The organism is Collinsella sp. AF37-9 (assembly GCF_003475115.1).
Classification (GTDB): domain Bacteria; phylum Actinomycetota; class Coriobacteriia; order Coriobacteriales; family Coriobacteriaceae; genus Collinsella.
In genome coordinates this window covers 14,000-34,692 of sequence record NZ_QROQ01000026.1, presented here as the reverse complement: position 1 = coordinate 34,692, position 20,693 = coordinate 14,000, and the positions used below count along the sequence as shown (strand labels likewise).

The window sequence follows — 20,693 nt, the reverse complement described above, 5'->3', positions numbered from 1 at the left end:
GCCGAGGCCGCCTCGATCAATTTGCGAAAGAATCTTGACGGTACCACAGCACTATTAACAGCACTATTAATTGTTTGGCTCTTTGCTGTACAGCCATATTTCGTATACGTCTCTCGTCTATCTCTCATCTCACGGTTGGAGACGAAAGGTATGCGGGAGTGGATAATTGGACGACATTTGGGCCTGCGACGGATTATTTCGTCCGAAAATCCACGCTCATTTGGCGGGACACGCGGGGCCCATGCCAATCCGCCGGCATCGTCTTCAGTTCGCTGCAGTGCCGCGGTCCCATATGGGTATACTCTCGAGGATTCGACTCGATTCGCCCCCGCTGGGGCGTCAAAGGAGACTGCATATGCCCACCACCTCAACCGACCCACGCGCCGCTGCTGCCGCGCTGCTGGTGCCCGGTACCACCTGCCACGGCTTTGCCGTCGAGCGCTGCGAGACCGTGCCCGAGCTCGACTCGGACGCCTACGTGCTGCGCCACACCGCATCGGGCGCTCGCCTGCTGTACCTGGCATGCGACGACGAAAACAAGACCTTTGCCATTGGCTTTAAGACGCCGCCGGCCGATTCCACCGGCGTGTTCCATATTCTTGAGCACTCGGTGCTGTGCGGATCGGCCAAGTTTCCCGTCAAGGAGCCGTTTGTCGACCTGATCAAGAGCTCCATGCAGACGTTCCTCAACGCCATGACCTACCCCGACAAGACCATCTACCCCGTTGCCACCACCAACGAGCAGGACCTGTACAACCTGATGGATGTGTACTTGGACGCCGTGTTCAACCCGGCCATCTACACCAAGCCGACCATTTTTGAGCAGGAGGGCTGGCACTACGAGTTGGACCTGCCGGAGGGCGCCGAGGACGCGGGTAACGGCAGCTCCGCGAGCCTGCGCAAGGGCACACTGCGCTATAACGGCGTAGTGTTCAACGAGATGAAGGGCGCGCTGTCCGACCCCATGAGCGTGCTGGACGACGCCGTCAACGCCGCGCTCTATCCCGACACCGCCTATGCGCACGAGAGCGGCGGCGACCCGCGCGCGATTCCCGCGCTCACCTACGAGCAGTTCCTGGACACGCACGCGCGCCACTACAATCCTTCCAACTCCTACATCACGCTCTATGGCGACCTAGATGTGGACCGCGCGCTGGCCTTTTTGGACGAGCGCTATCTGTCGCAGCCGAGTGCCGCGAGCCGGCGCATGGACGCAGCCGTTGCCGCCGGCGAGGACCCGTCCACGCTGGCGCCCAATCCGCTGGACGTGCAGGCGCCCGTGACCTGCGAGTATAAGCGCGTCGAGATGGCCACCACGCCCGAAAACGCCCTGGTGGGCCTGGGCCTTGTGCTGGGCAGCGCGCTCGACCGCAAGCGCACGATCGCGGCGGATATCCTGTTCGAGGCACTGCTGGGTTCTAACGAGGCGCCAGTTAAGAAGGCCATTCTGGCCGCCGGCCTGGGCGGCAACGTGGTGAGCTATACCGCGGCCGAGAGCCTGCAGCCCTACGAGCTCATCATGCTGCAAAACGCGCAGCCCGGCGTGGCGCGCGAGCTGCGCCGCGTGTTCCAGGACGCCTGCTGCGACCTATGCGAGCATGGCATTCCGCGCGAGCGCCTGGAAGCCATCATCAGCAGCAACGAATACGACCTGCGCCAGCGCGACTATGGCATCGCCGACGGCGTGGCCATTGCGTGCGACGCGCTGAGCACCTGGCTCTACGATGACGACGCCGCGACGCTGGCGCTCAAGTACGGCCCGGTGTACGAGGAGCTTCGTGGCGAGCTGGACGGCAGTTACTTTGAGGGCCTGCTGCGCGAGCTCGTGCTGCAGAACGACCACATGGCGCTGGTCGAGCTGGTGCCGGTTGACGCCGCCGAGGGCGCAGAGGGTGCCGAGGCCGCCGAGCTGGCAGCCAAGCGTGACGCCATGACCGATGCCGAGCTGGCCGATGTGGTCGAGCGCACGGCCGTGCTGCGTGCCGCGCAGGAGGCCGAGGACACGCCCGAGGCCAAGGCCACGCTGCCGCGCCTGCGCGTGTCCGACATTGGCGAGGCGCGCCCCGAGCCGCCGCTCGTCGTGGACACGACCGCGCCCATCCCCTGCCTGCGCCACGGCATCCCCACCAACCGCCTGGCCTACGCCATGCAGTACTTCGACCTGAGTTGTGTCGCGTTTGAGGACCTGCCCTATGTGACGCTGCTCTGCCGCCTGCTCAAGCAGCTGCCCACGCGCGAGCATTCGGCCGAGGAACTCGACAACCTGCTCGCCGGCAAGCTGGGCTTTTTGAGCTTTACGACCGAGGTCATGACCCAGCCCGACGTGGACGGTGTGCGCCCCTACCTGCTGGTGAGCGCCGGCGCCCTGTCCGAGAAGATCGATGCGCTGGCGAGCCTGCCGCGCGAGGTGTGGTCGAGCACGCTTTTGCTCGACGCCGACGCCGACCGCGTGCGCGACGTGCTCACGCAGATTCGCATTGGGCTTGAGCAGGGCTTTATCAACAACGGTCACTCGGCGGCGCTCGGTCGCGCGATGAGCTACAGCTCGCCTTCGGCCCTGGTGCGCGAGCAGCTTTCGGGCGTAGACTTCTACCTGTTCCTGCGCGATTTACTCGAGCACTTTGACGAGCGCGTGGACGGGCTGCGTACCAAGCTTGCCAAGCTGGCGGAGCGCATCTTTGTGGCCGATGGCTGCATGGCGAGCTTTACCGGCAGCGACGAGGACTTTGACGCGTACTGGGATGCCGCGGGCGACCTAGGGCTGGGTGTGGGCGATGGTGCCGGCCGCGACGCGCTCGCGGTGCCGGCACCGTGCGACCGCCACGAGGCCTTTGTCATCCCCAGCGACATCTGCTTTGCCGCGCGTGCGTGCGATCCGCGTCGCTTGGGGCTCGACGTGACAGGCGCTTGGGCCGTGGCTGCCAACGCGCTCTCCTACGATTACCTGTGGAACGAGATCCGCGTGAAGGGCGGTGCGTACGGCTGCGGATTCCGCGCAGCCGGCGAGCGCCAGACGGCGTTCTACACCTACCGCGACCCGGCGATCGATCCTTCGATTGAGCGCGTGGAGCGCGCAGGCGCATGGCTTGGCAGCTTTGAGCCCGACGAGGCCGCCTTTGAGGGCTTTATCGTGAGCTGCGTGAGCGGCATGGACGCGCCGGTGAAGCCGTACGCGCTCACCAAGCGCCGCAACACGACCTACCTTGCCGGGCTCGACCCGCATGCACGCGAGGAGCGTCGCGCCCAAATGCTCGCGGCCACACCCGGTGAGCTTCGCTCGCTCGGCGCCGACGTGACGCGCATCGCAGCCGAGTCGCCCACCTGCGTCTTTGGCGGCCGCGACGTCATCGCCAAGAGCAACGCCGGCTTCAACGTAGTCGACCTGATGGGCTAACCACAGCAAGCAAAACCACTACAAAGGGGACAGGCCCCTTTGTAGTGGTTCGAACACTTGTTCTATACGTACACATGTTCTATAGTATGGGTGATTGCATCGGATCTAAATTGCAACTAGAATATAGTTGCAGAATGTGAGGCGGGATGACTCGAGCCGATAAACTCATCGCCCAACTGTTTAGCTGCCCTTCGACGTATCGGTATGCCGATTTTAAAAGTCATGGCCTCATATGGCTTTGAAATGGACAGCAAAGGCAAGACATCCGGATCGCGCGTTCGCTTCTACAGGCCCTCAGATGGCAGGATGTTCGTGATGCACGTGCCTCATCCATCTGACGAATTGACAGCGGAGACAATTCGAAACATCGTTCGATTTCTGCAGGATGTCGGAGGCAGTCATGAGTAACGTTTTGGCATACAAGGGCTATTTCGCCCCAGTCGAGTTCGATGCCGAGCAGCATGTACTAACAGGTATGGTCGCCGGCATTAGGGATGCAATCGTATTTGAAGGCTCCACGGCTGAAGAAGTGGAGCAATGCTTCCACGACGCCGTCGACGATTACCTTGAGTTTTGTGCCGAAAAGGGCAAGGAACCAGAGCGGGCTTTTAAGGGCTCGTTCAATGTGAGAACAGGCTCCGAGCTTCACAAGCAGGCAGCACTGGCGGCGGCAAAGAAGGGCGAGTCACTCAATAAGTTTGTGACCGAAGCAATCGCCGCGGCGTTATAGCGTTAACGCATGGGCCAAAACCACCACAAAGGGGACAGGCACCTTTGTGGTGGTTTCGACATTTGCCCAGATAAAACCTGCCAAAATAAACCTGTCCCTTTTTGGCAGGCTTGCTAGAGGAGTGATGGATGGACAAGGCTGAGTTGCGACGGGCGGTGATTGCCCGACGTGACGCTCTTGATTTGGATGTGCGGGCGGCGAAGTCTGCCGTTATCTGTGCGCGGCTTGTTGAGCGACTGGGTCGCTCGGATCCCGCGGCGCCGCACACCGTTGCCGTCTATGCCGCGATGGGTTCCGAAGTCGACCCAGCCGCATTTGCCGCAGCTGTCGCCAAACGCGGCTGGCGCGTGGCCTATCCGTGCATGCTCTCGGCAGCCGAAGCCGCAGCTTGTGGCCAACGCATGTGCATGCGGGCAGTTGCTGCCGGCGATGCGTCCGAGGCCCCGTTTATCGCCCACCCCACGCGGGCCTTCGCAGCCATGAACGTCGACAGCGACCACTTCCCCATCGTGCCTGCCAAGGCTCTCGACATGATCATCGTGCCCCTTGTAGCCTTCGACCACGCCGGCGCGCGCCTGGGCTACGGCGGCGGCTGCTACGACCGCTACCTGCCCATGCTCTCACCCGCATGCCAGATCATCGGCATCGCCTTTGACGAGCAGCGTGTCGACGGCGTTCCCACCGACGTCCACGACCTGCCGCTACCTCACATCATCAGCGCCTAACGGCTGGCGCACCTCCCGACAGGCCTAGTGCTCTTCGCCGGCGCGGGCCAGGTCGTAGGGTGTGGTCTGGTAGACGTAGTAGTTGAGCCAGTTGGTGTAGAACAGCTGAGCCTGGCTGCGCCAGACGTTACGCGGCTCGGCGGTGGGGTCGTCGCCCGGGAAGTAATGCGCTGGAACCTCTGGATTAAGCCCGCGCTTCACGTCGCGCTCGTATTCCAGGCGCAACGTGTCGGTATCGTACTCGGGGTGGCCAAAGACAAAGAAGCGACGGCTGTCGGTCGACTTGACGATGTACAGGCCCACCTCGTCGGACACGGCCACGACCTCAAGCTGCGGCTCGGCCTCCACGTCCTCGCGGCGCACATCGGTGTTGCGTGAATGCACGGCATAGAAACGGTCGTCGAAGCCGCGGACCAGCGGGCTTTGCGGCTTCACTAGATAATGCTCGAACACGCCGCTCGCCTTTGCCGGCAGGTCGTACTTCTGGATACCGTAATGATGGTAGAGCCCCGCCTGCGCGCCCCAACAAATATGCAACGTAGAGTGCACGTGCGTGGTGGACCAATCCATGATCTGGCAGAGCTCGGGCCAGTAGTCGACCTCCTCGAACGGCATCTGCTCCACCGGCGCGCCCGTGACGATCAGGCCGTCGTAGTGGATGTCGCGGATGTCGTCGAACGTGCGGTAAAACGTCTCCAGGTGGCCGGCGCTCACGTGGGTGGCCTCGTGCGTTTTGGTGCGCAGCAGGTCCACCTCCACCTGCAGCGGCGTGTTGGAGAGCTTGCGCATGATCTGCGTCTCGGTGGCGATCTTGGTGGGCATGAGGTTGAGGATGAGCACGCGCAGCGGACGGATGTCCTGGTGCAGCGCGCGGTACTCGGTCATGACAAAGATGTTCTCGCTCTCGAGCTGCGCGGCGGCAGGGAGGGCGTCGGGGATGCGAATGGGCATGGATGCTCCTTATGAGTCAGTTGCAGCTATGGTACAACGACCGGCCCCATCCGCGCGAGCACATCGCCCGGCGATGCCGTCAGCGGCCCAAATCACTCCAAAAGTAGAGATTACGGCATGTCCCAAAAATCTGTGGCGCTTTAGCCTAGCAAAGTGGCAACAGGACGCTACAATGGTTCGACGCGAAAAACTCGGCCGAAAGGATACATATATGTACCAGACGCGTAAGATCGGTGTGGTCGGCCAGGGCCACGTAGGAGCACATGTCGCCAACAGCCTGCTCATGCAGGGCATTGCCGATGAGCTGTACCTATGCGATATCAACGAGGCCAAGGTGACGTCCGAGGTCCAGGACCTGCGCGACTCCCTTTCGTTTGTCCCGTACAACACCAAGATCGTCAACTGCTACGACCACTACGAGGAGCTGGCCTGCTGCGACGTCATCGTCAACGCCGCCGGCAAGGTCGCGCTGGCCGCCGGCAACCGCGACGGCGAGCTGTTCTTTACCACCGACGCCGCCCGCACCTTTGCCAAGCGCATCGTCGACGCCGGCTTTGACGGCATCTTCGTGAGCATCTCCAACCCCTGCGACGTCGTGTGCACCGAGCTGTGGCACCTGACCGGCTACGATCCCAAGAAGATCATCGGCTCGGGCTGCGGCCTGGACTCCGCCCGCCTGCGCACCGAGATCTCCAAGAAGGTCGGCGTGAGCCCCAAGTCCATCGACGCCTACATGATCGGCGAGCACGGCTTTAGCCAGCTTGCCGCCTTTAAGGCCGCAACCATCGCCGGCAAAAACCTCAACGAGCTTCAGGCCGAGAACCCCGACAAGTACGCCTTTGACCACATGGAGGTCGAGGAGCTCGCGCGTAAGGGCGGCTATGTGACCTACCAGGGCAAGCAGTGCACCGAATACGCCGTCGCCAACTCCGCCGCGCGCGTCTGCGCCGCCGTGCTGCACAACGAGCACGCCGTGCTTTCCGCTTCCACGCTCATGACCGGCCAGTATGGCGAGGAGGGTATCTTTACCTCCCTGCCGTGCGTGATCGGTGCCGAGGGCGTCGAGGAGGTCTACACGCTCGACCTGTCCGAGTACGAGCTCGAGGGCTTTCACAAGAGCTGCCAGCACATCCACGACAACATCGCCCAGCTCGACTGGTGGGACACCGAGGCCTACGACGCAAAGTAGGCCGCTGGCTGCCGCAACCTTGCGAATCTAAGCGCGATACTAAGCGGGCCGCGCCGGAAATCCCCGGCACGGCCCGCTTTTTTGACTCACGCAGCGCCCTTACGAATCGAAGGTGAATGGTTTTCCCGTTACCTAGTACTGCTCGATGCCCATGTAGCGACGAACCTCGGGGCTGTGGTCGAACACCTTGCCGCGGGCGGCGCGCAGCTCGCAGCTCATGTTGTAGAAGAAGATCGGCTCCAGGTACGAACGCACGCTGGCAGGCACGTCGCCCACGCCGTACTCGAGTGCGTCGAGCACCATGACCGTATCGGTGTGCGTGTTGAGGAACGCCAGCGCGCGCTCCTCCATGGGGCGGCACTCGCCCGATCCGAGCTGTACAAAGTAGAACACGCCGGGCTCGGTGGCTTCGAACGGGCCGTGGAAGTACTCGCCGGAGTGGATGTAGCAGCAGTGCTGCCACTGCATCTCCATGAGCGAGCAGATGGCCATGGCGTAGGTCTGGCTAAAGTTGGGGCCGGATCCCAGGATGTAGAAGAACTCGTGCTGCTGGCAGAGCTCGGCAAAGCGATCGCCCAGCTCGGCATTGACCTTCTCGCGGGCAGCGGGCAACAGCGCATCCATCTGCTTAAGGCCGGCGTACATATCGGCGAGCGCCTCGTAACCCTCCTGCTGGTCGAGCAGCTCGGCAGCCATCAGGACGCCGATGCCTTGCGGAACCTCGGCCTGCGGCACGCCTTCGCCCCACGGATAGACCCAGGTGGTCCACTTGCCGTTATCAATCTTGGAGCCCTCGCAGTCGGTCATGGCCACGACCTCGGCGCCGGCTGCCAGCGCCATCTCGCAACCGTCGACGACCTCCTGCGTATTGCCGCTGTGGCTGCAGGCGACGACGAGCGACTTCGGCCCTAGGCTCTTGGGGGCCATCAGGCAAAACTCGCGCGCTGTGTAGACCGTCGAGGTAAACGTGGTGGCCTCGCGCTTGAGCAGTTCGTTAGCCGGCATGAGGTCGATCATCGAACCGCCGCAGGCGATCCAAAAGACATTCTCGACCTTGCCCTTGCGCTCGATGATTTCCTGAATCAGATCGTGTGCGTTCACGGTGACGCTCCTCCTTGTGTGGCGGCTTTGAACGACAGCAGCTCGTACCTACGGTCGTTCTATGTTGTCCTATTTATACCACGCAAAGCTTCACCGGTGAAGTCATTTCAGCAAATTTGTTCTATGTTGTTCTATCTATGGACGTTAGATGTCGAACACGTAGCGCGAGCCCACGATCTTTTGACGACCGAGCAGCAGGGGCCGCTCGTCCTCATCGGTAAAGTACGCCTCCATATAAAAGAGCGGCTCGCCGACCGGCACCTCCAACAACGGGGCCACCTGAGCATCGGCAAGCGCAATCTCCACGGTGCAGGGGTCGGACTTGAGCGGTGCGCGGCCCGAATGCTCGGCAACGAGCGCAAAGATTGAATTGTCCGTGAGGTCCTTGTCGGCAAGCGTCTGCAGGTAGGGATGGTCGGCCAGCACAAAGGCGTTGTTCTCGAGCATGACGGGGATGCCGTCGGCCGTGCGCACGCGCTCGACCACGATGAGCTCGCAGCCGGGTTCCACACCAAAAAACGCCGCGTCCTCGCGCGTCGCCGCAACCACCGTGCGCGATACCAGGCGTGCTCCAGCCACCATGTCGTTGGCGGCACAACCCTCGGTGAAGCTCTGGACGTCGCCCTTCTGGCGAATCTTGCGCTTGAGCTTGGGAGCGCATACAAAGGTGCCCCTCCCCTGCTGGCGGTTGAGGTAGCCCGCGCGCGACAGCTCCTCGATGGCACGGCGTACGGTGATGCGCCCCACGCCGTAGGACTTCGCGAGCTCCATCTCGGAAGGAATGCGCGAGCCGGCCGCGTACACGCCGCGTGCGATCTCGCCCTTTAGATCGTCCATAACCTGCTGGTACAGTGGCACGGCGGATACGTCAGTACGGTCGGTCTTGCTATCGGCTACCATCGTTTACGCTCCATCCCGCGCATGCTCGGATTCAAACTCTTCAATCGCCGCCATAAACTGCTCGCCAAGGGCGTCGGCCTTTTTCTCGCCGATGCCGTTGACCTGGATAAGCTCGTCGCGCGTCTGAGGGCGCAGACGGCACAGGCCTCGCAGAGCCTTGTCGGAAAAGACCATGTACGGCGCCATCTCCAGCTCGGTCGAGATCTCCTTGCGCAGGGCGCGCAGGCGCTCAAACAGCTCGGCATCGTCGCCCACGCGCGGGCGCTGGTCCAGCTCGGCCTCCTCGCGCAGCAGATCCACCGCGCGGCGGGCGCGAGCCGAGACCTTGCGCTTGGACGCGCGACGCTTGACGGTAAAGGCAAACGCCTCGTCCTCGACCTCGCCGGCACGCGGACCCAGTCCCACGACCGGGTACTGCCCCTGCGAGGTGGCCAGATAACCACGACCGCACAGCTGGCCGATGATGTCCTTGATGCGCCCGATCGATTCGCTCGACAGCTCACCGTAGCCGCGGTCCTCGTCCAGATGCATCTGGCGAATGCGCTCGGTGTTGCCGCCGTGGAGCACATCGGCGATGAGCGACTTGCCAAAGCGCATGGGTCGCGTGGCCACATAGCGCACGGCGGCGCGGGCCATATCGGTGACGTCCTCGACTTCGAACTGCGTGAGGCAGTTGCTGCAGTTGCCGCAGCCCTCGGCTTCGTCCGTGGCGGTGCCGCCCGCGGCGGCTGCCGCATGCTCGGCCGCGGCCTCGTCGCCAAAGTAGCGCAGCATGTATTCGCGCAGGCAGCCGGTGGTATTGCAATAGCCCTCCATCTGGCTGAGCAGGCGATATCGATTCTGGAGCGCCCACGCGCGTTGCTCGTCGTCGAGCGCTTCGTCGGCAGCATCGCCGCGGTCGATCAAAAAGCGGCGCATGCGAAAATCATTTCCGTTCCACAGCAGGTGGCAGCTGGCCGGGTCGCCATCGCGGCCGGCGCGGCCCGCCTCCTGGTAGTAGGCCTCGATGCTCTCGGGCACGTTGTTATGGATCACGTAGCGCACGTTGGGCTTGTCGATGCCCATGCCAAAGGCGTTGGTGGCAACCATCACCTGGATGTCGTCGTCGATAAAGGCACGCTGGCTTTGACGACGGGCGTCGTTGCCCATGCCGGCATGGTAGCGGCCAACGCGAATGCCGCTGGGGCCCAGCGCCTCGGTAAGCTCACCTGCCAGCGCATCGACGGTCTTGCGGGTCGAGCAATACACGATGCCGCTCTCGCTCGAATGCGCGATCACATAGTCGCGCACCCACGCGGTCTTGGCCTTGTCGCCCATCTCTTCGCAGCCAAAGTAGAGGTTCTTGCGATCGAAGCCCGTCACCACCGTCGCGGGTTTTTGCAGGCCGAGCATCTGCTGAATGTCCGCACGCACGCGCTCAGTCGCCGTAGCGGTAAAGGCCGCCACGATGGGGCGCTGCGGCAGGGAATCGATGAACTCGCGAATCTGCAGGTAGGCGGGGCGGAAATCCTGGCCCCATTGGCTTACGCAGTGGGCCTCGTCAATGGCCACGAGCGGAACGCCAATGCCGGCGGAACCCGCGGCCTCCTGGGCAAAGGCTAAAAAGCGCGGCTCGAGCAGGCGCTCGGGCGCCACGTACATAAGCTGGTAGCGGCCCTCGCGCGCCCGTTTGAGCACGGTGTTTTGCTGGGCCGGAGTAAGACTGGAGTTGAGATAGCTGGGGCGCGCACCCGCTGCTAGCAGCGCGCGGGTCTGGTCTTCCATAAGCGACAGCAGCGGACTCACCACAAAGGTGATACCGGGCAGCATGAGCGCGGGCACCTGGTAGCAAATGGACTTGCCGGCGCCTGTGGGCATAACGCCCAGCGCGTCGCGACCGGCAAGGATCGCATCCACCATGCGATCCTGTCCCGGGCGAAACGAGGTGTAGCCAAAATAGGCGCCGAGCGTGTCGAGCGCCATCTGCTGCATGCTATCGGTCATGGTTTCCTAACGTCAGAATCATCTGCCGCCGATTATACGCCGCCACGCGGACCAGTGCCGCACGGCTACCGGCCACGGGCAATACGATCCAAGGCGGATGAGCGTGGAAACGTCGCTGGTTGAGCATGAGTCAGCGAAAACGCCCCTAAGCGAGCAAGGTGACGTGAAAGAGGAGGGAAGCGTACTTCGGTACGCGACCGACGATTGAACGTCAGATTGCCGCCTAGGGGCGTTTGCTGCGTCGACCGGTCCGTCGTTCGTTAGAACGACGGAACAAAACTTCTGATCATGCCGCCGAAGTTGAAAGGCAGATTGCCGCTCTGGCGGGCTTGCAGCGTCGAGCCGTTGAGCGGTTTGGAAAACCGCGCAACTAGAGCTACATCACCATAACGTAGCGCGATCCCACGTAGTACTGCTTACCCATCAGGACCGGCTCGCCATTGGGGCCGATAAAGCCGGCACGCAGATTGAGCAGTGGATCGTGCGGAGCAATGCCCAACTCGGCCGCTTGCTCGGCGTTAGCGCGAACGGCCTCGACCGTACGGTAGCCAACCGAGACAATCGGCGTTCCGCCAACACGCTCGACCTCGGCAAAAATCGACTTGTCCTCAAGATCGGCCGTCAACAGCTCACGGTATGTATCAAACGGCACAAAGATGTTTTCCTCAAAGATGGGCTCGCCGTCGGCCGTACGCACGCGCTTAATGTGCAGTAGCAGCGCGTCCTTCTGCAGGCCAAAGAACTCCATCTCGTTTTGACGTGCCGGCACAATCTGGCGATCGACCACGTGTGCACCCGCCTTCATGTCATTGTCGGCACACAGCGCGGTAAACGTCTGCAGCGTCGAGGCGTGGAACTGGCGGTTGATGTGCGGCGTGGAGACAAAGGTGCCGCGGCCCTGCTGCTTAACCAGGTAGCCATCGGAGCACAGCTCCTCAACGGCGCGACGCACCGTAATGCGGCTTACCTCGTACTGCTCGGCAAGCTCAAGCTCGGACGGGATACGCTCCTTGGGTGCATAAACACCTTTCTCGATCGCATCCTTGATTTCGTCGTAAATCTGCTGGTAAAGTGGTGCATTTTTGGGTGCGGGCATATCTGATCACTCTTATCAAAATAGCGAAATAACTAATACGTATATAACGTCTTTTTATATGTTATCTCAGTTTGATAAAACGATACACCACATACAGCAAATCCTTACTTGCCGTCGTCCTGCTGCAGACTGTCCTGCTCGCTGAGGCGCGCCTGCCTGCTGGCCATGCGCGCGGGCTTGTCGGGATCGGGTACGGCCGTGGGCATGGGCTCGTCGACATGACCGCCCCACCAGCCGCCCACGAAGTTGAGCGTGTGGAACACATTGATCACGGCGCCGGGATCAATATCGCACACCAGCTTGATAATGTCCTGGCTCTCGTAGGTCGAGACAACGGCGTGCAGCAGATACATCTTTTCGCGGCTGTATCCGCCAATGACCTCGGCGCAGCTAATGCCATGCTGAAAATGGTCAACATAGGCTGTCATGACCTCGTCTGCCTTGCGTGTCGTGATCTGCAGCGTCACACGGTCGTAGCGTCGGTAGAAACTGTCGATGGTCTTGGTCGAAATAAACTGGAACACGATGGAATACGCCGCATTGTCCCAGCCAAACATAAAGCCAAAGATCGCCAGGATAGCGCAGTTAAAGCCAAAGATGACGCCCCAGATGGTCTTGCCTGTATGGTTGGAAACCCACAGCGCGATAAAGTCGGTGCCGCCGGTGGATGCGCCGGACTTAAGCGCGATGGCGGCGCCCAGGCCCGAGACCACGCCGCCAAAGATGATGAGCATGATCTTGTCGCCCAAAAACGGGGCGAAGTGAAAGATGTTGAGGAACAGCGACGAGAGCATGACCTGCATCATCGAGAAGATGACGAAGCGCTTGCTGATGCCGCTCCAGCAAAGGAGCGCCACGGGGATGTTGAGCGCGAGCATGCCGAGCGAGATGTCGATATGAACGCCGCCGAGCGAGGTGACGCGATCGAGCAGGACCGCGACGCCGGTGAGGCCGCTCGGAAGCAGGTCGGCGGGGCGAATGAACGCCTGAATCAGAAATGTCTGGAGAACGGCGGAGATGGTGACCGCCACGGCAGTAATGGCGCGGCGGACGATGGTGAGACGGCCGAGCACGAGCACGCGGTCCGTGAGCTGATCGATGGCGTTCGCCACGTAGGCTCCTTTCGAAGGCAGATGTAATTGTGGGGCATGCCGGCGATTGTAGCATGGAGCGCGAGAGGGCGCTTCAATTCACCCTCTCTCGACAACCAAAACGAGCCAGCAGCTCCCCAACCAAAGAGCCAAATTCTAAGTGAGTAGACTTTTCGCGATCTACCAAGCGCACTCAAAACAGCCACCTCTCCGACCTGCGGTTTTACTAAGGCAGATACGCTTTGTGCTCGGCATGTGCCAAAAAGTCTACTCACTTAGTCCGAGTCGAAGCCAAACGGATCTAAATCGAAGCCAAAATGAGCCAATCCACCGCAAGAGACGTGTGAATCCGCACTTCTTGCGGCGAATTGACGCTACAAAGCGGTCAGAATGTCGGCGAGGTTGTCGATGACGGCGTCGGCTCCCGTTTGGTCCAGGTTAACGCCCTCGTGCGGACGCAGTGCCAGGACGCGCGCGCCGGAGCGCTTGCCGGCCTCGATGCCCAAAGGCGAGTCCTCGATAACCAGGCACTCGGTAGGCTCCACACCCAGCGCCTCCATGGCACGCAGGTAGATCTCGGGGTCGGGCTTAAATGCACTGCACTCGTGACCGCTGATGGTGTAGTCCAGCACGTCGGTGATACCGGCAATCTCCACCAGCTCGTCAATGAGCTCGCGATAGGACGAGCTCGCGATGGCACACTTGACGCCGCGCTCGTGCAGCTCACGCATCACCGGCTCCGTCTGCTCGTTGAGTAGCTCGGCATACGGAACGGGATGGTCCGGGCTGTAGACCTGCTTGTACTCCACGCGCAGGCGCTCGCGCAGCTCAACATCGTCGGGCACCAGCGCCTCCCAAATGGCGGGCTCGTTAGACCCCGAAAGATCGGGGATCTCGTCAAAGTGGAACCCCTTCTCTTCCATAAACGCCACGCGACGACGGTTGTAGAACCACTCGGTATCGACCAGCACGCCGTCCATATCAAACAGCACTGCCTTGATCATACGCATCTCCTCCCACCTGCCAAAAAGGGACAGGTTTATTTTGGTAGGTTTTATCTGGGGTTTTATGACGCAACGGACACGCCCCCAAAGCAAAAAGGGGACGGGGCGCAAACCCCATCCCCTCTCAATCAACCCGTAAGGTCTACTTACTTGTGATTAGTAGGAAAGCTTCCACATGTAGCGACGCATGGTCAGCGGGTGCTGACGGGCCTCGGCGATCTGGTTGCCGTACTCGCGCATAACGGCGAGGTGCAGCAGCGGGTTGAAGTAGGTGACGACGCTCGCGGGCACGGCGTCGGCCAGGCCGTAGTCCTTGGAGTCGATCAGAGCGACCTTGGCGCCCATGCGCTCAAGGAAGGTGAGGGCGCGAGCGTCCATCGGACGGGTAGCACCATCGGACATGAAGAAGACGTAGGGCTTACCCTCGGTGGAAACCTCGAACGGGCCGTGGAAGTACTCGCCGGTGTTGTAGGCGGCGGCGTCGATCCACTGCATCTCGGTGAACAGGAAGGCGGCGTGAGAATAAGCCATCTTCTCGGAGGCACCGGAGGCCATGAAGTAGATCATCTTGTCGTCCTTGAAGTCCTCGGCGAACTTCTTGGCGAGCTTCTTGCAGTGCTGAGCGGCGTTCTCGCAGAGATCGAAAACGTTGGTGAGGCCGGTGATCATGTCCTCGTAGTGGTCATAGCCCTCGGTCTGCTGAAGGATCTCGAGAGCAAGAGCGATGGCATAGCCGGGCTTCTCGCACTTGGCAGCGTAGTTGGCGTGGAAGCCGTGAACGATGACGTGGTCGGCGTCGACGGTCAGAGCGGAGCCAGCCTTGTTGGTGAGGGAAACGACCGGGCAGTTGTGCTTCTTGGCGGTCTTGTTGGCCTCGACGGTCTCGGGCGTGGAGCCACCGAGGGAGCAGGTGATCACGAAGGTGTGCTCGTTGACCCAGGAAGGCGTGTCGTAGTTGAACTCGTTAGCGGTGAAGATCTGAACGTTCAGCTTGTCCGTGTTGTTGGCCAGGAAGTACTTGGCGGGGTAAAGGTCGGACATGGAAGCGCCGCAGCCGACGAAGGCAACGCTGTGAATCTCGTGGTTGGACAGGACGTCAGCGACGATCTGCTTAGGGAGGTTAAGGTCGATCTCGTACATCTGACACATTCCTTTCGATTTTTTGCGGCGCCACATTGCCGGACGCTCGCAGGGTTACCGTGATATGAGCCGAGTCGCCGGCCCGTTGAGGATGTGACAAAGGGACTGTCCCTTTGTCACATTAGGGATGGAAGCCTGCCTGGGGTATGGGATGCCAGGCAGGCCCCCGGGGGAAAGCGCTGGGTCGCGACTAGGCCAGGATGCCGGCCGCGGAGAGGGCGATGCCGCCCACAATGGCGATCACGAGAAGCCAACCGGTGTTGACGTTCTTCTTGATGAGCCAGTACATAAGGCCGGTGAGGCCGAGGGAGATCATCTGGGGCATCATGCCGTCCAGGATGTCCTGGATAACGACGGTACCCTCAGCGAACTGCAGCGGGGTGGTGGCGCCGATCAGCGTAGCGATCATGCCGCCCACGGACATAAGACCCACGATGCCGCAGACATACATGAGCTTCTCCATGAGGTCGCCACCCTGGAGCTTGCTCAGGTACTCGTGGCCGCCCTGGTAGCCGATCTTGGCAGCGAACCACGTGATCAGCACGGAGGGCACGATGGAGATGAGCATGGCCAGGATCGGGCCCATGATGGAGCCCTGCTGAGCCAGCTGAACGCCCAAGCCAAAGGCGATAACGCGGATGGTGCCCTGGAAGAAGGAGTCACCGATGCCGGAAAGCGGGCCCATGAGGGAGGTCTTGACCGCGTTGATTGAATCGGGGTCGAAGTTCTCGGGATCCTTGGCGTACTCCTCCTCCATGGAGGCGGCGAGGCCTAGGACAAAAGCGCTCGTCTGCGGGGTGCAGTTGTAGAACGCCATGTGACGGTGGTAAGCCTCTTTCTTAGCAGCGAGCTGCTTGGGGTCGGACTCATCCGGATAGAGGCGATCGAGCGTGGGAACCATGCCGTAGAGGAAGCCCATGTTCATCTGACGCTCGTAGTTCCAAGAGGCCTGGATGGCCCAGGAGCGCCAGAAGAACTGGCTGACCTTCTTGTTCAGGGACACGTCCTTGGTTGCGGTTGCCATAGTGTGTTCCTCCTTAGTCTTCGTCGTCTTCGAGCGGATCGTAGTCGGAATCGACACCGGCGGCTGCATGGGAACCGTTGAACTTGAAGCCCATGAAGACGACAGCCAGGCACACACCGATCAAAGCGACCGCGATGACGGACAGGTTGAGGTAAGCGGCGAGCAGGAAACCGATGAACAGGAACGGAGTCATACCCTTCTTGATCATCATGGTGAGCAGCAGGGCCAAGCCGTAGGCGGTCATGATCTTGGTCGAAACGTTAAGACCAGTGGACAGCCACTCGGGAACCATGTTGACGATGGCCTGAACCAAGTCGGTGCCAACAAAGACGGCGAGGAAGATCGGCAGGAAGTACATGACGGCGTACAGACCGGAGCCGGCGCAGATGTGCATACGGTAAGCGGTCTTGAACTTTCCGTTATCGATCGCGCTATCTGCCACATGGGTGAGGGCGGCGATGATGGAACGGAACACGATGCCGAGGAGCTGACCCAGGACGGCGACCGGGATGGCGATCGTCATGGCGGTCTCGGCGGAAGCATCGGTCAGGCACGCAAAGGCAGCGGCCACGATGCCGCCCAGGACCATATCGGGCGGAACGGCGGCGCCGACCTGCACCAGGCCCATGGACACGAGCTCGACGGCGGCACCGACGGCAAGGCCGGTGGGCACATCGCCCAGCAGCAGACCGACGAGCGTAGCGCCAACGAGGGGCTGCTCGAAGTTAAGACGACCGAGCAGGCGGGAGTCCCACATGCAGAACACGCCGACGAGGCCGACGAGCACCGCACTGATGAACGTATTCATACCCTTCTCCTTTCAGTCAGGCAAACGCCTGGTTGATTACAGCTTGGCGTCGATGTCGACGCTCTGATACGTAGGGGTCTGCTGGACGTAGAGCTTAATGCCCATGTCGAGCAGCTGGTTGACGTCGGCCTTCTGGGTGGCGTCGAAGAAGACGGAGCTGTCCTTGCCGCCGACCTGCTCGGCACCGTCGTGGTTGGCGGTGGCGCCCAGGTTGATGGCGTCGAGCTTGTAGCCCTGGCAGAACTGCAGCATCTCGGCAGTGTTGCCAAAGACGAACATGACGCGCTCGCCGAGGGTGTTGAGCTTGTCCATCTTGGCAAGGGCACGCTCAACGGTGAAGACGTTCAGGCGCACGCCCTGGGGCTTGGCCAGCTTAAGAGCGCCCTTCTTGATGTCATCGTTGGCGGCAGCGTTGTCGACGACGATGATGCGCTCGGCCTGAACCTTGGTGGTCCAGGTAAAGACGACCTGGCCGTGCAGCAGACGGTAGTCAAGACGTGCGAGGACGATCTTGGCGGGACCGGAGCTGTGACGGGACGCCTTGGCCTTCTTGGCGGGAGCCGCGGCGACCTCGACCGGTGCGTTGGGGTTGGTCAGACCGGTGCGGGCCTCGTTGATGAGGGCCGCGAGCTCGGTGCCCTTGACGGGGGCGGGGCTCATAGCAAGCGTGAGCGCCAGCGGGATGTTGAAACCGCTGACAACCGTGAACTTCGTGCCGTTCTTGGAAAGCTCGACCATGTTGTTGTTGACCGAGCTACCGAGCATATCGGTTAGCACATACACGGTGTCGTCCGCGTTGAACGTGGCGATCATAGCCTCAACCTTATTGGTGATGGGCTCCTTGTCGTCACGAGCAAGCGACACGACGTGGACGTTCGACACGTCGCCGAGAACCATCTCGAGCGTGTCTTTGGCGCCTGCGGCCAGGCCGCCATGAGATGCGAGAATGATCTGATTCATCTTGCCTCCTCCTTTTCGTTATGGTCATTATAACGTCTTATACGTTGCTTATATTGATAATTAGTATATAAACCGTTCGCGGGTGAAAAACGACCGTTGGCGGGTTTAACGCAATCGAAACGATGGTCTTGGGTAGGTCGGCGCTGGCTAGGCGCCGCCCGATCAAACGCCGGGCGCTACCTGCTCAAACACACCGCCAATCCCCTATCGCACGAAGTACCAGGGGCTTTCCTGCACGGTGGGCTCCAGCGCAATGCCCGTGCGCTCGCGGAAGAGATCCATGTCCTGCGATTTCTCCGTCCACCACGCGTTGGGCTTAAAGGTCATGCTCTCAACGACATGGCCGACAAACACACTGTTGCGCAGCTTGGAAAAGTCGGTGTTCATAATCACGATGGACGCGAGCACCAAAACGATGCCCAGAACTTTGATCGCGCCGGCGGGCTCGGCGTAGACACCAATGCCCAGCAGTACGGTGACGACTGTCTCGAATGACATTACGACGGGAACTTTCGACGTCTCGAGCCCCATGGACAGACCCTGCATATATAAGATGTAAGCCACGGCTGTGGGGATGAGTCCAAAGCCAAGGAACAGCAGCAGCAGCTGTGGCGACATTGCCGCGGCGACATCCGGCCACGGAGCCGCGATAGCTGCCATAACCGCACCGCCAAAAACAAAGCCCCAAAACGTGACAGCCAGCGGGTGGACCGTCTTGGTCGCTATCCGGCTAAACACCGCGAGCGACGCACCACAAAGGCCTGCAATCACGCCCGACGTGACGCCCCAAACCGAAAAATGAAAACCGGAAAGGTCGCCATTGGTCACCGCAAGCACACAGCCAACGATGTTAAAGACAATGGCAACGAGCTTGTTGAGGGTCACGTCCTCGCGATAAAGGACGCGGCCGAGCGCGACGCCAAACACCGGCGACGTGTAGAGCAGCACCGATGCCGTGGACATGCCCACCTCGCGCATGCACTCGTAATAGCAGGTGTTGGCGGCAGCCAAACCGACGATACCGACAAGCGCGCAGGAAACAAGCTCTTTAGGGCTTGCCTTGAACAGGGTCAGCGGACCCTGAACCACGGTAGACCCCTCACCCGGACGGCAGCCCATAAACATCAGGACCGGCGCCAAGATAAGCGCTCCGACCAACAAGCGAAAGGCAGCCATGCTCTGGGACGAAACGCCCATGGCCGAGATGCCGTTTACAAAGATTCCGATGCTGCCCCACATAAGCGCGGCGATCAGCACCAGCACATAGCCCAGATTGCTCCTCTTCAACGCAGCCTCCTCAGTATTATTTCCAATATGTTTCATGCTACGTTATAGTCGTTATATACATTTTTCAAGGCACAAATCGGCGAACGGGAAATCTCTCGACACAAGGAGTGTCCCCAACTGCCGGCACAAAAGGAACATCCCTAACTGCCGGCAGAAAGGGAACGTCCCCAAGTGCCGCTCTAGCAGTTGCGGTGAAATAGTTCTCAAACAGAGGCTTCACACTCCCAAACAGGAACTATTCCACCGCAACTCATGAGGGGTATTGGGCTGTTAGGCCGCTCTATCCCTTAGTAATCCAGCTTCCACATGTAACGGCGCGTCATGTAGTCCTTGTGGGTGACGGCGGAGAGCGCACGCATGTAGACGTTGTTGAGGATCGGGGCAAAGATCAGGTGGTTGAAGTACTCGCTCACGCTGTCCTTGATGTCGTTGAGGCCGAGCTCCTTGGCGTCGAGCTGGTAGACGCGCTCACCACCGTACTGGTTGACAAAGCGAATGCCGCGCTCGTCGTTGCAGCGGCTGCGGCCGACGCTGATGAGCTGGAACAGCGAGGTACGCTTGTCCAGGATCTCGAAGGGACCGTGGAAGAAGTCGCAGGTGTTGATGGTGCAGGAGTCGATCTGCAGCATCTCCTGCACGTTGCAGATGCTAAAGACGTAGGCGGCACCAAAGAGCGGGCCCTGAGCCATAACGTTGATGCAGGGCTTGTCGGCGTTCTGCTCGGCCCACTTGGCAGCGAGCGGACGGGTGTACTCGACAGCCTTGCGATAGATGGGGTCGACCAAGTCGAAGGCGGCCATAGCGGCCTCGTACTCGGCATAGCCCTCGGTCTGCTGCGTAAGCTCCATAGCAATCATGGTCACGACGGCGGAGTTGGTGCGGCCCATGCAGGACTCGTCGATGGCCAGGCTGTCGTACTGGATCTTGTAGTCGCAGACCTCGGTGAGGCCGGACTCGTCAACATAGATGGCGATGGTGCTGGCGCCGTGGTTCTTGGCGACCTGGGCGGCGACGATGGTCTCCTTGGTGCCGCGCATGGACACGACGACGGCCAGGGTGTTCTCGTTGACGTAGGCAGGCGTGGCGTGCACGAACTCGTTGCTGGTGTAGCTGGAGCTCACGACCTGCGTGGCCTCGTGCTCCATAAAGTACTGGGCAGGATAGTTGCCGCCGTTGGATCCACCGGCGCCAATCCACACGACGCGCTTGATGCCGCCCTTGTCTGCCTTGTCAGCCAAAACCTGGGAGACGACGTCCTTAACCTGTTCCTGAGTAGTCATCGTGCATCAGCCTTTCTTCTCGTTTGATGC

Annotated in this window: 18 protein-coding genes; 5 read left to right on the top strand and 13 right to left on the bottom strand. The window is 61.0% G+C overall.

Annotated features, from left to right (window positions below):
- The first annotated feature begins 355 nt into the window (after positions 1 to 355).
- From DW024_RS08080 to DW024_RS08065, 4 genes are all read left to right on the top strand, one after another.
- Entirely contained in the window at positions 356 to 3,394 is a 3,039-nt protein-coding gene (locus DW024_RS08080) for an insulinase family protein (RefSeq protein WP_118377421.1), read from the top strand.
- A gap of 204 nt (positions 3,395 to 3,598) precedes the next feature.
- Positions 3,599 to 3,802 (top strand): type II toxin-antitoxin system HicA family toxin, encoded by a 204-nt coding sequence (locus tag DW024_RS10445; RefSeq protein ID WP_118377420.1) that lies wholly within the window; start codon positions 3,599 to 3,601, stop codon positions 3,800 to 3,802.
- Positions 3,795 to 4,124 (top strand): type II toxin-antitoxin system HicB family antitoxin, encoded by a 330-nt coding sequence (locus DW024_RS08070; protein ID WP_022094981.1) that lies wholly within the window; start codon positions 3,795 to 3,797, stop codon positions 4,122 to 4,124. The genes DW024_RS10445 and DW024_RS08070 overlap by 8 nt, the downstream gene beginning before the upstream one ends.
- Before the next feature lie 128 nt (positions 4,125 to 4,252).
- Positions 4,253 to 4,849, top strand: a complete 597-nt coding sequence (locus DW024_RS08065) for a 5-formyltetrahydrofolate cyclo-ligase (RefSeq protein WP_118377419.1) — start codon at positions 4,253 to 4,255, stop codon at positions 4,847 to 4,849.
- Positions 4,850 to 4,873: 24 nt separating this feature from the next.
- Here DW024_RS08065 and metA read toward each other — a convergent pair whose 3' ends face one another.
- Positions 4,874 to 5,800 carry a homoserine O-succinyltransferase gene (metA, locus tag DW024_RS08060; protein ID WP_118377418.1) on the bottom strand — a complete coding sequence of 309 codons (927 nt, stop codon included), beginning with the start codon at positions 5,798 to 5,800 and terminating at the stop codon, positions 4,874 to 4,876.
- Between the two features lie 211 nt (positions 5,801 to 6,011).
- Between metA and DW024_RS08055 the strand changes: the two genes are divergently transcribed.
- Positions 6,012 to 6,989: an L-lactate dehydrogenase gene (locus tag DW024_RS08055; RefSeq protein WP_118377417.1), complete on the top strand. Its 978-nt coding sequence runs from the start codon at positions 6,012 to 6,014 to the stop codon at positions 6,987 to 6,989.
- A gap of 132 nt (positions 6,990 to 7,121) precedes the next feature.
- Here DW024_RS08055 and DW024_RS08050 read toward each other — a convergent pair whose 3' ends face one another.
- The 12 genes from DW024_RS08050 to DW024_RS07995 all read right to left on the bottom strand — a co-directional run bounded on the left by DW024_RS08050 (position 7,122) and on the right by DW024_RS07995 (position 20,663).
- On the bottom strand, positions 7,122 to 8,090 hold the full coding sequence (locus DW024_RS08050; protein WP_118377416.1) for an SIS domain-containing protein: 969 nt from the start codon (positions 8,088 to 8,090) through the stop codon (positions 7,122 to 7,124).
- A 144-nt stretch (positions 8,091 to 8,234) separates the two neighbouring features.
- Positions 8,235 to 8,990 (bottom strand): GntR family transcriptional regulator, encoded by a 756-nt coding sequence (locus DW024_RS08045; protein WP_117736863.1) that lies wholly within the window; start codon positions 8,988 to 8,990, stop codon positions 8,235 to 8,237.
- Positions 8,991 to 8,993: 3 nt separating this feature from the next.
- Positions 8,994 to 10,973, bottom strand: a complete 1,980-nt coding sequence (locus tag DW024_RS08040) for an ATP-dependent DNA helicase RecQ (protein ID WP_118377415.1) — start codon at positions 10,971 to 10,973, stop codon at positions 8,994 to 8,996.
- 376 nt (positions 10,974 to 11,349) lie between these two features.
- On the bottom strand, positions 11,350 to 12,069 hold the full coding sequence (locus DW024_RS08035) for a GntR family transcriptional regulator (protein ID WP_117736865.1): 720 nt from the start codon (positions 12,067 to 12,069) through the stop codon (positions 11,350 to 11,352).
- A 104-nt stretch (positions 12,070 to 12,173) separates the two neighbouring features.
- Entirely contained in the window at positions 12,174 to 13,181 is a 1,008-nt protein-coding gene (locus tag DW024_RS08030) for a YitT family protein (protein WP_118258627.1), read from the bottom strand.
- 353 nt (positions 13,182 to 13,534) lie between these two features.
- Entirely contained in the window at positions 13,535 to 14,164 is a 630-nt protein-coding gene (locus tag DW024_RS08025; protein ID WP_158564546.1) for an HAD family phosphatase, read from the bottom strand.
- 156 nt (positions 14,165 to 14,320) lie between these two features.
- Positions 14,321 to 15,304 (bottom strand): SIS domain-containing protein, encoded by a 984-nt coding sequence (locus DW024_RS08020; RefSeq protein ID WP_226814256.1) that lies wholly within the window; start codon positions 15,302 to 15,304, stop codon positions 14,321 to 14,323.
- A 190-nt stretch (positions 15,305 to 15,494) separates the two neighbouring features.
- Positions 15,495 to 16,328: a PTS system mannose/fructose/sorbose family transporter subunit IID gene (locus tag DW024_RS08015; RefSeq protein ID WP_055252122.1), complete on the bottom strand. Its 834-nt coding sequence runs from the start codon at positions 16,326 to 16,328 to the stop codon at positions 15,495 to 15,497.
- A 13-nt stretch (positions 16,329 to 16,341) separates the two neighbouring features.
- A complete protein-coding gene (locus tag DW024_RS08010) occupies positions 16,342 to 17,136 on the bottom strand; it encodes a PTS sugar transporter subunit IIC (RefSeq protein ID WP_006235136.1) in 795 nt (264 codons plus the stop codon).
- Between the two features lie 36 nt (positions 17,137 to 17,172).
- Positions 17,173 to 18,096 carry a PTS mannose/fructose/sorbose transporter subunit IIAB gene (locus DW024_RS08005; RefSeq protein ID WP_118266120.1) on the bottom strand — a complete coding sequence of 308 codons (924 nt, stop codon included), beginning with the start codon at positions 18,094 to 18,096 and terminating at the stop codon, positions 17,173 to 17,175.
- A gap of 204 nt (positions 18,097 to 18,300) precedes the next feature.
- Positions 18,301 to 19,383 (bottom strand): DMT family transporter, encoded by a 1,083-nt coding sequence (locus DW024_RS08000; RefSeq protein WP_117778793.1) that lies wholly within the window; start codon positions 19,381 to 19,383, stop codon positions 18,301 to 18,303.
- A gap of 287 nt (positions 19,384 to 19,670) precedes the next feature.
- Complete coding sequence (locus DW024_RS07995; protein ID WP_117564961.1) at positions 19,671 to 20,663, bottom strand: SIS domain-containing protein; 993 nt, start codon at positions 20,661 to 20,663, stop codon at positions 19,671 to 19,673.
- Between the last annotated feature and the right edge of the window lie 30 nt (positions 20,664 to 20,693).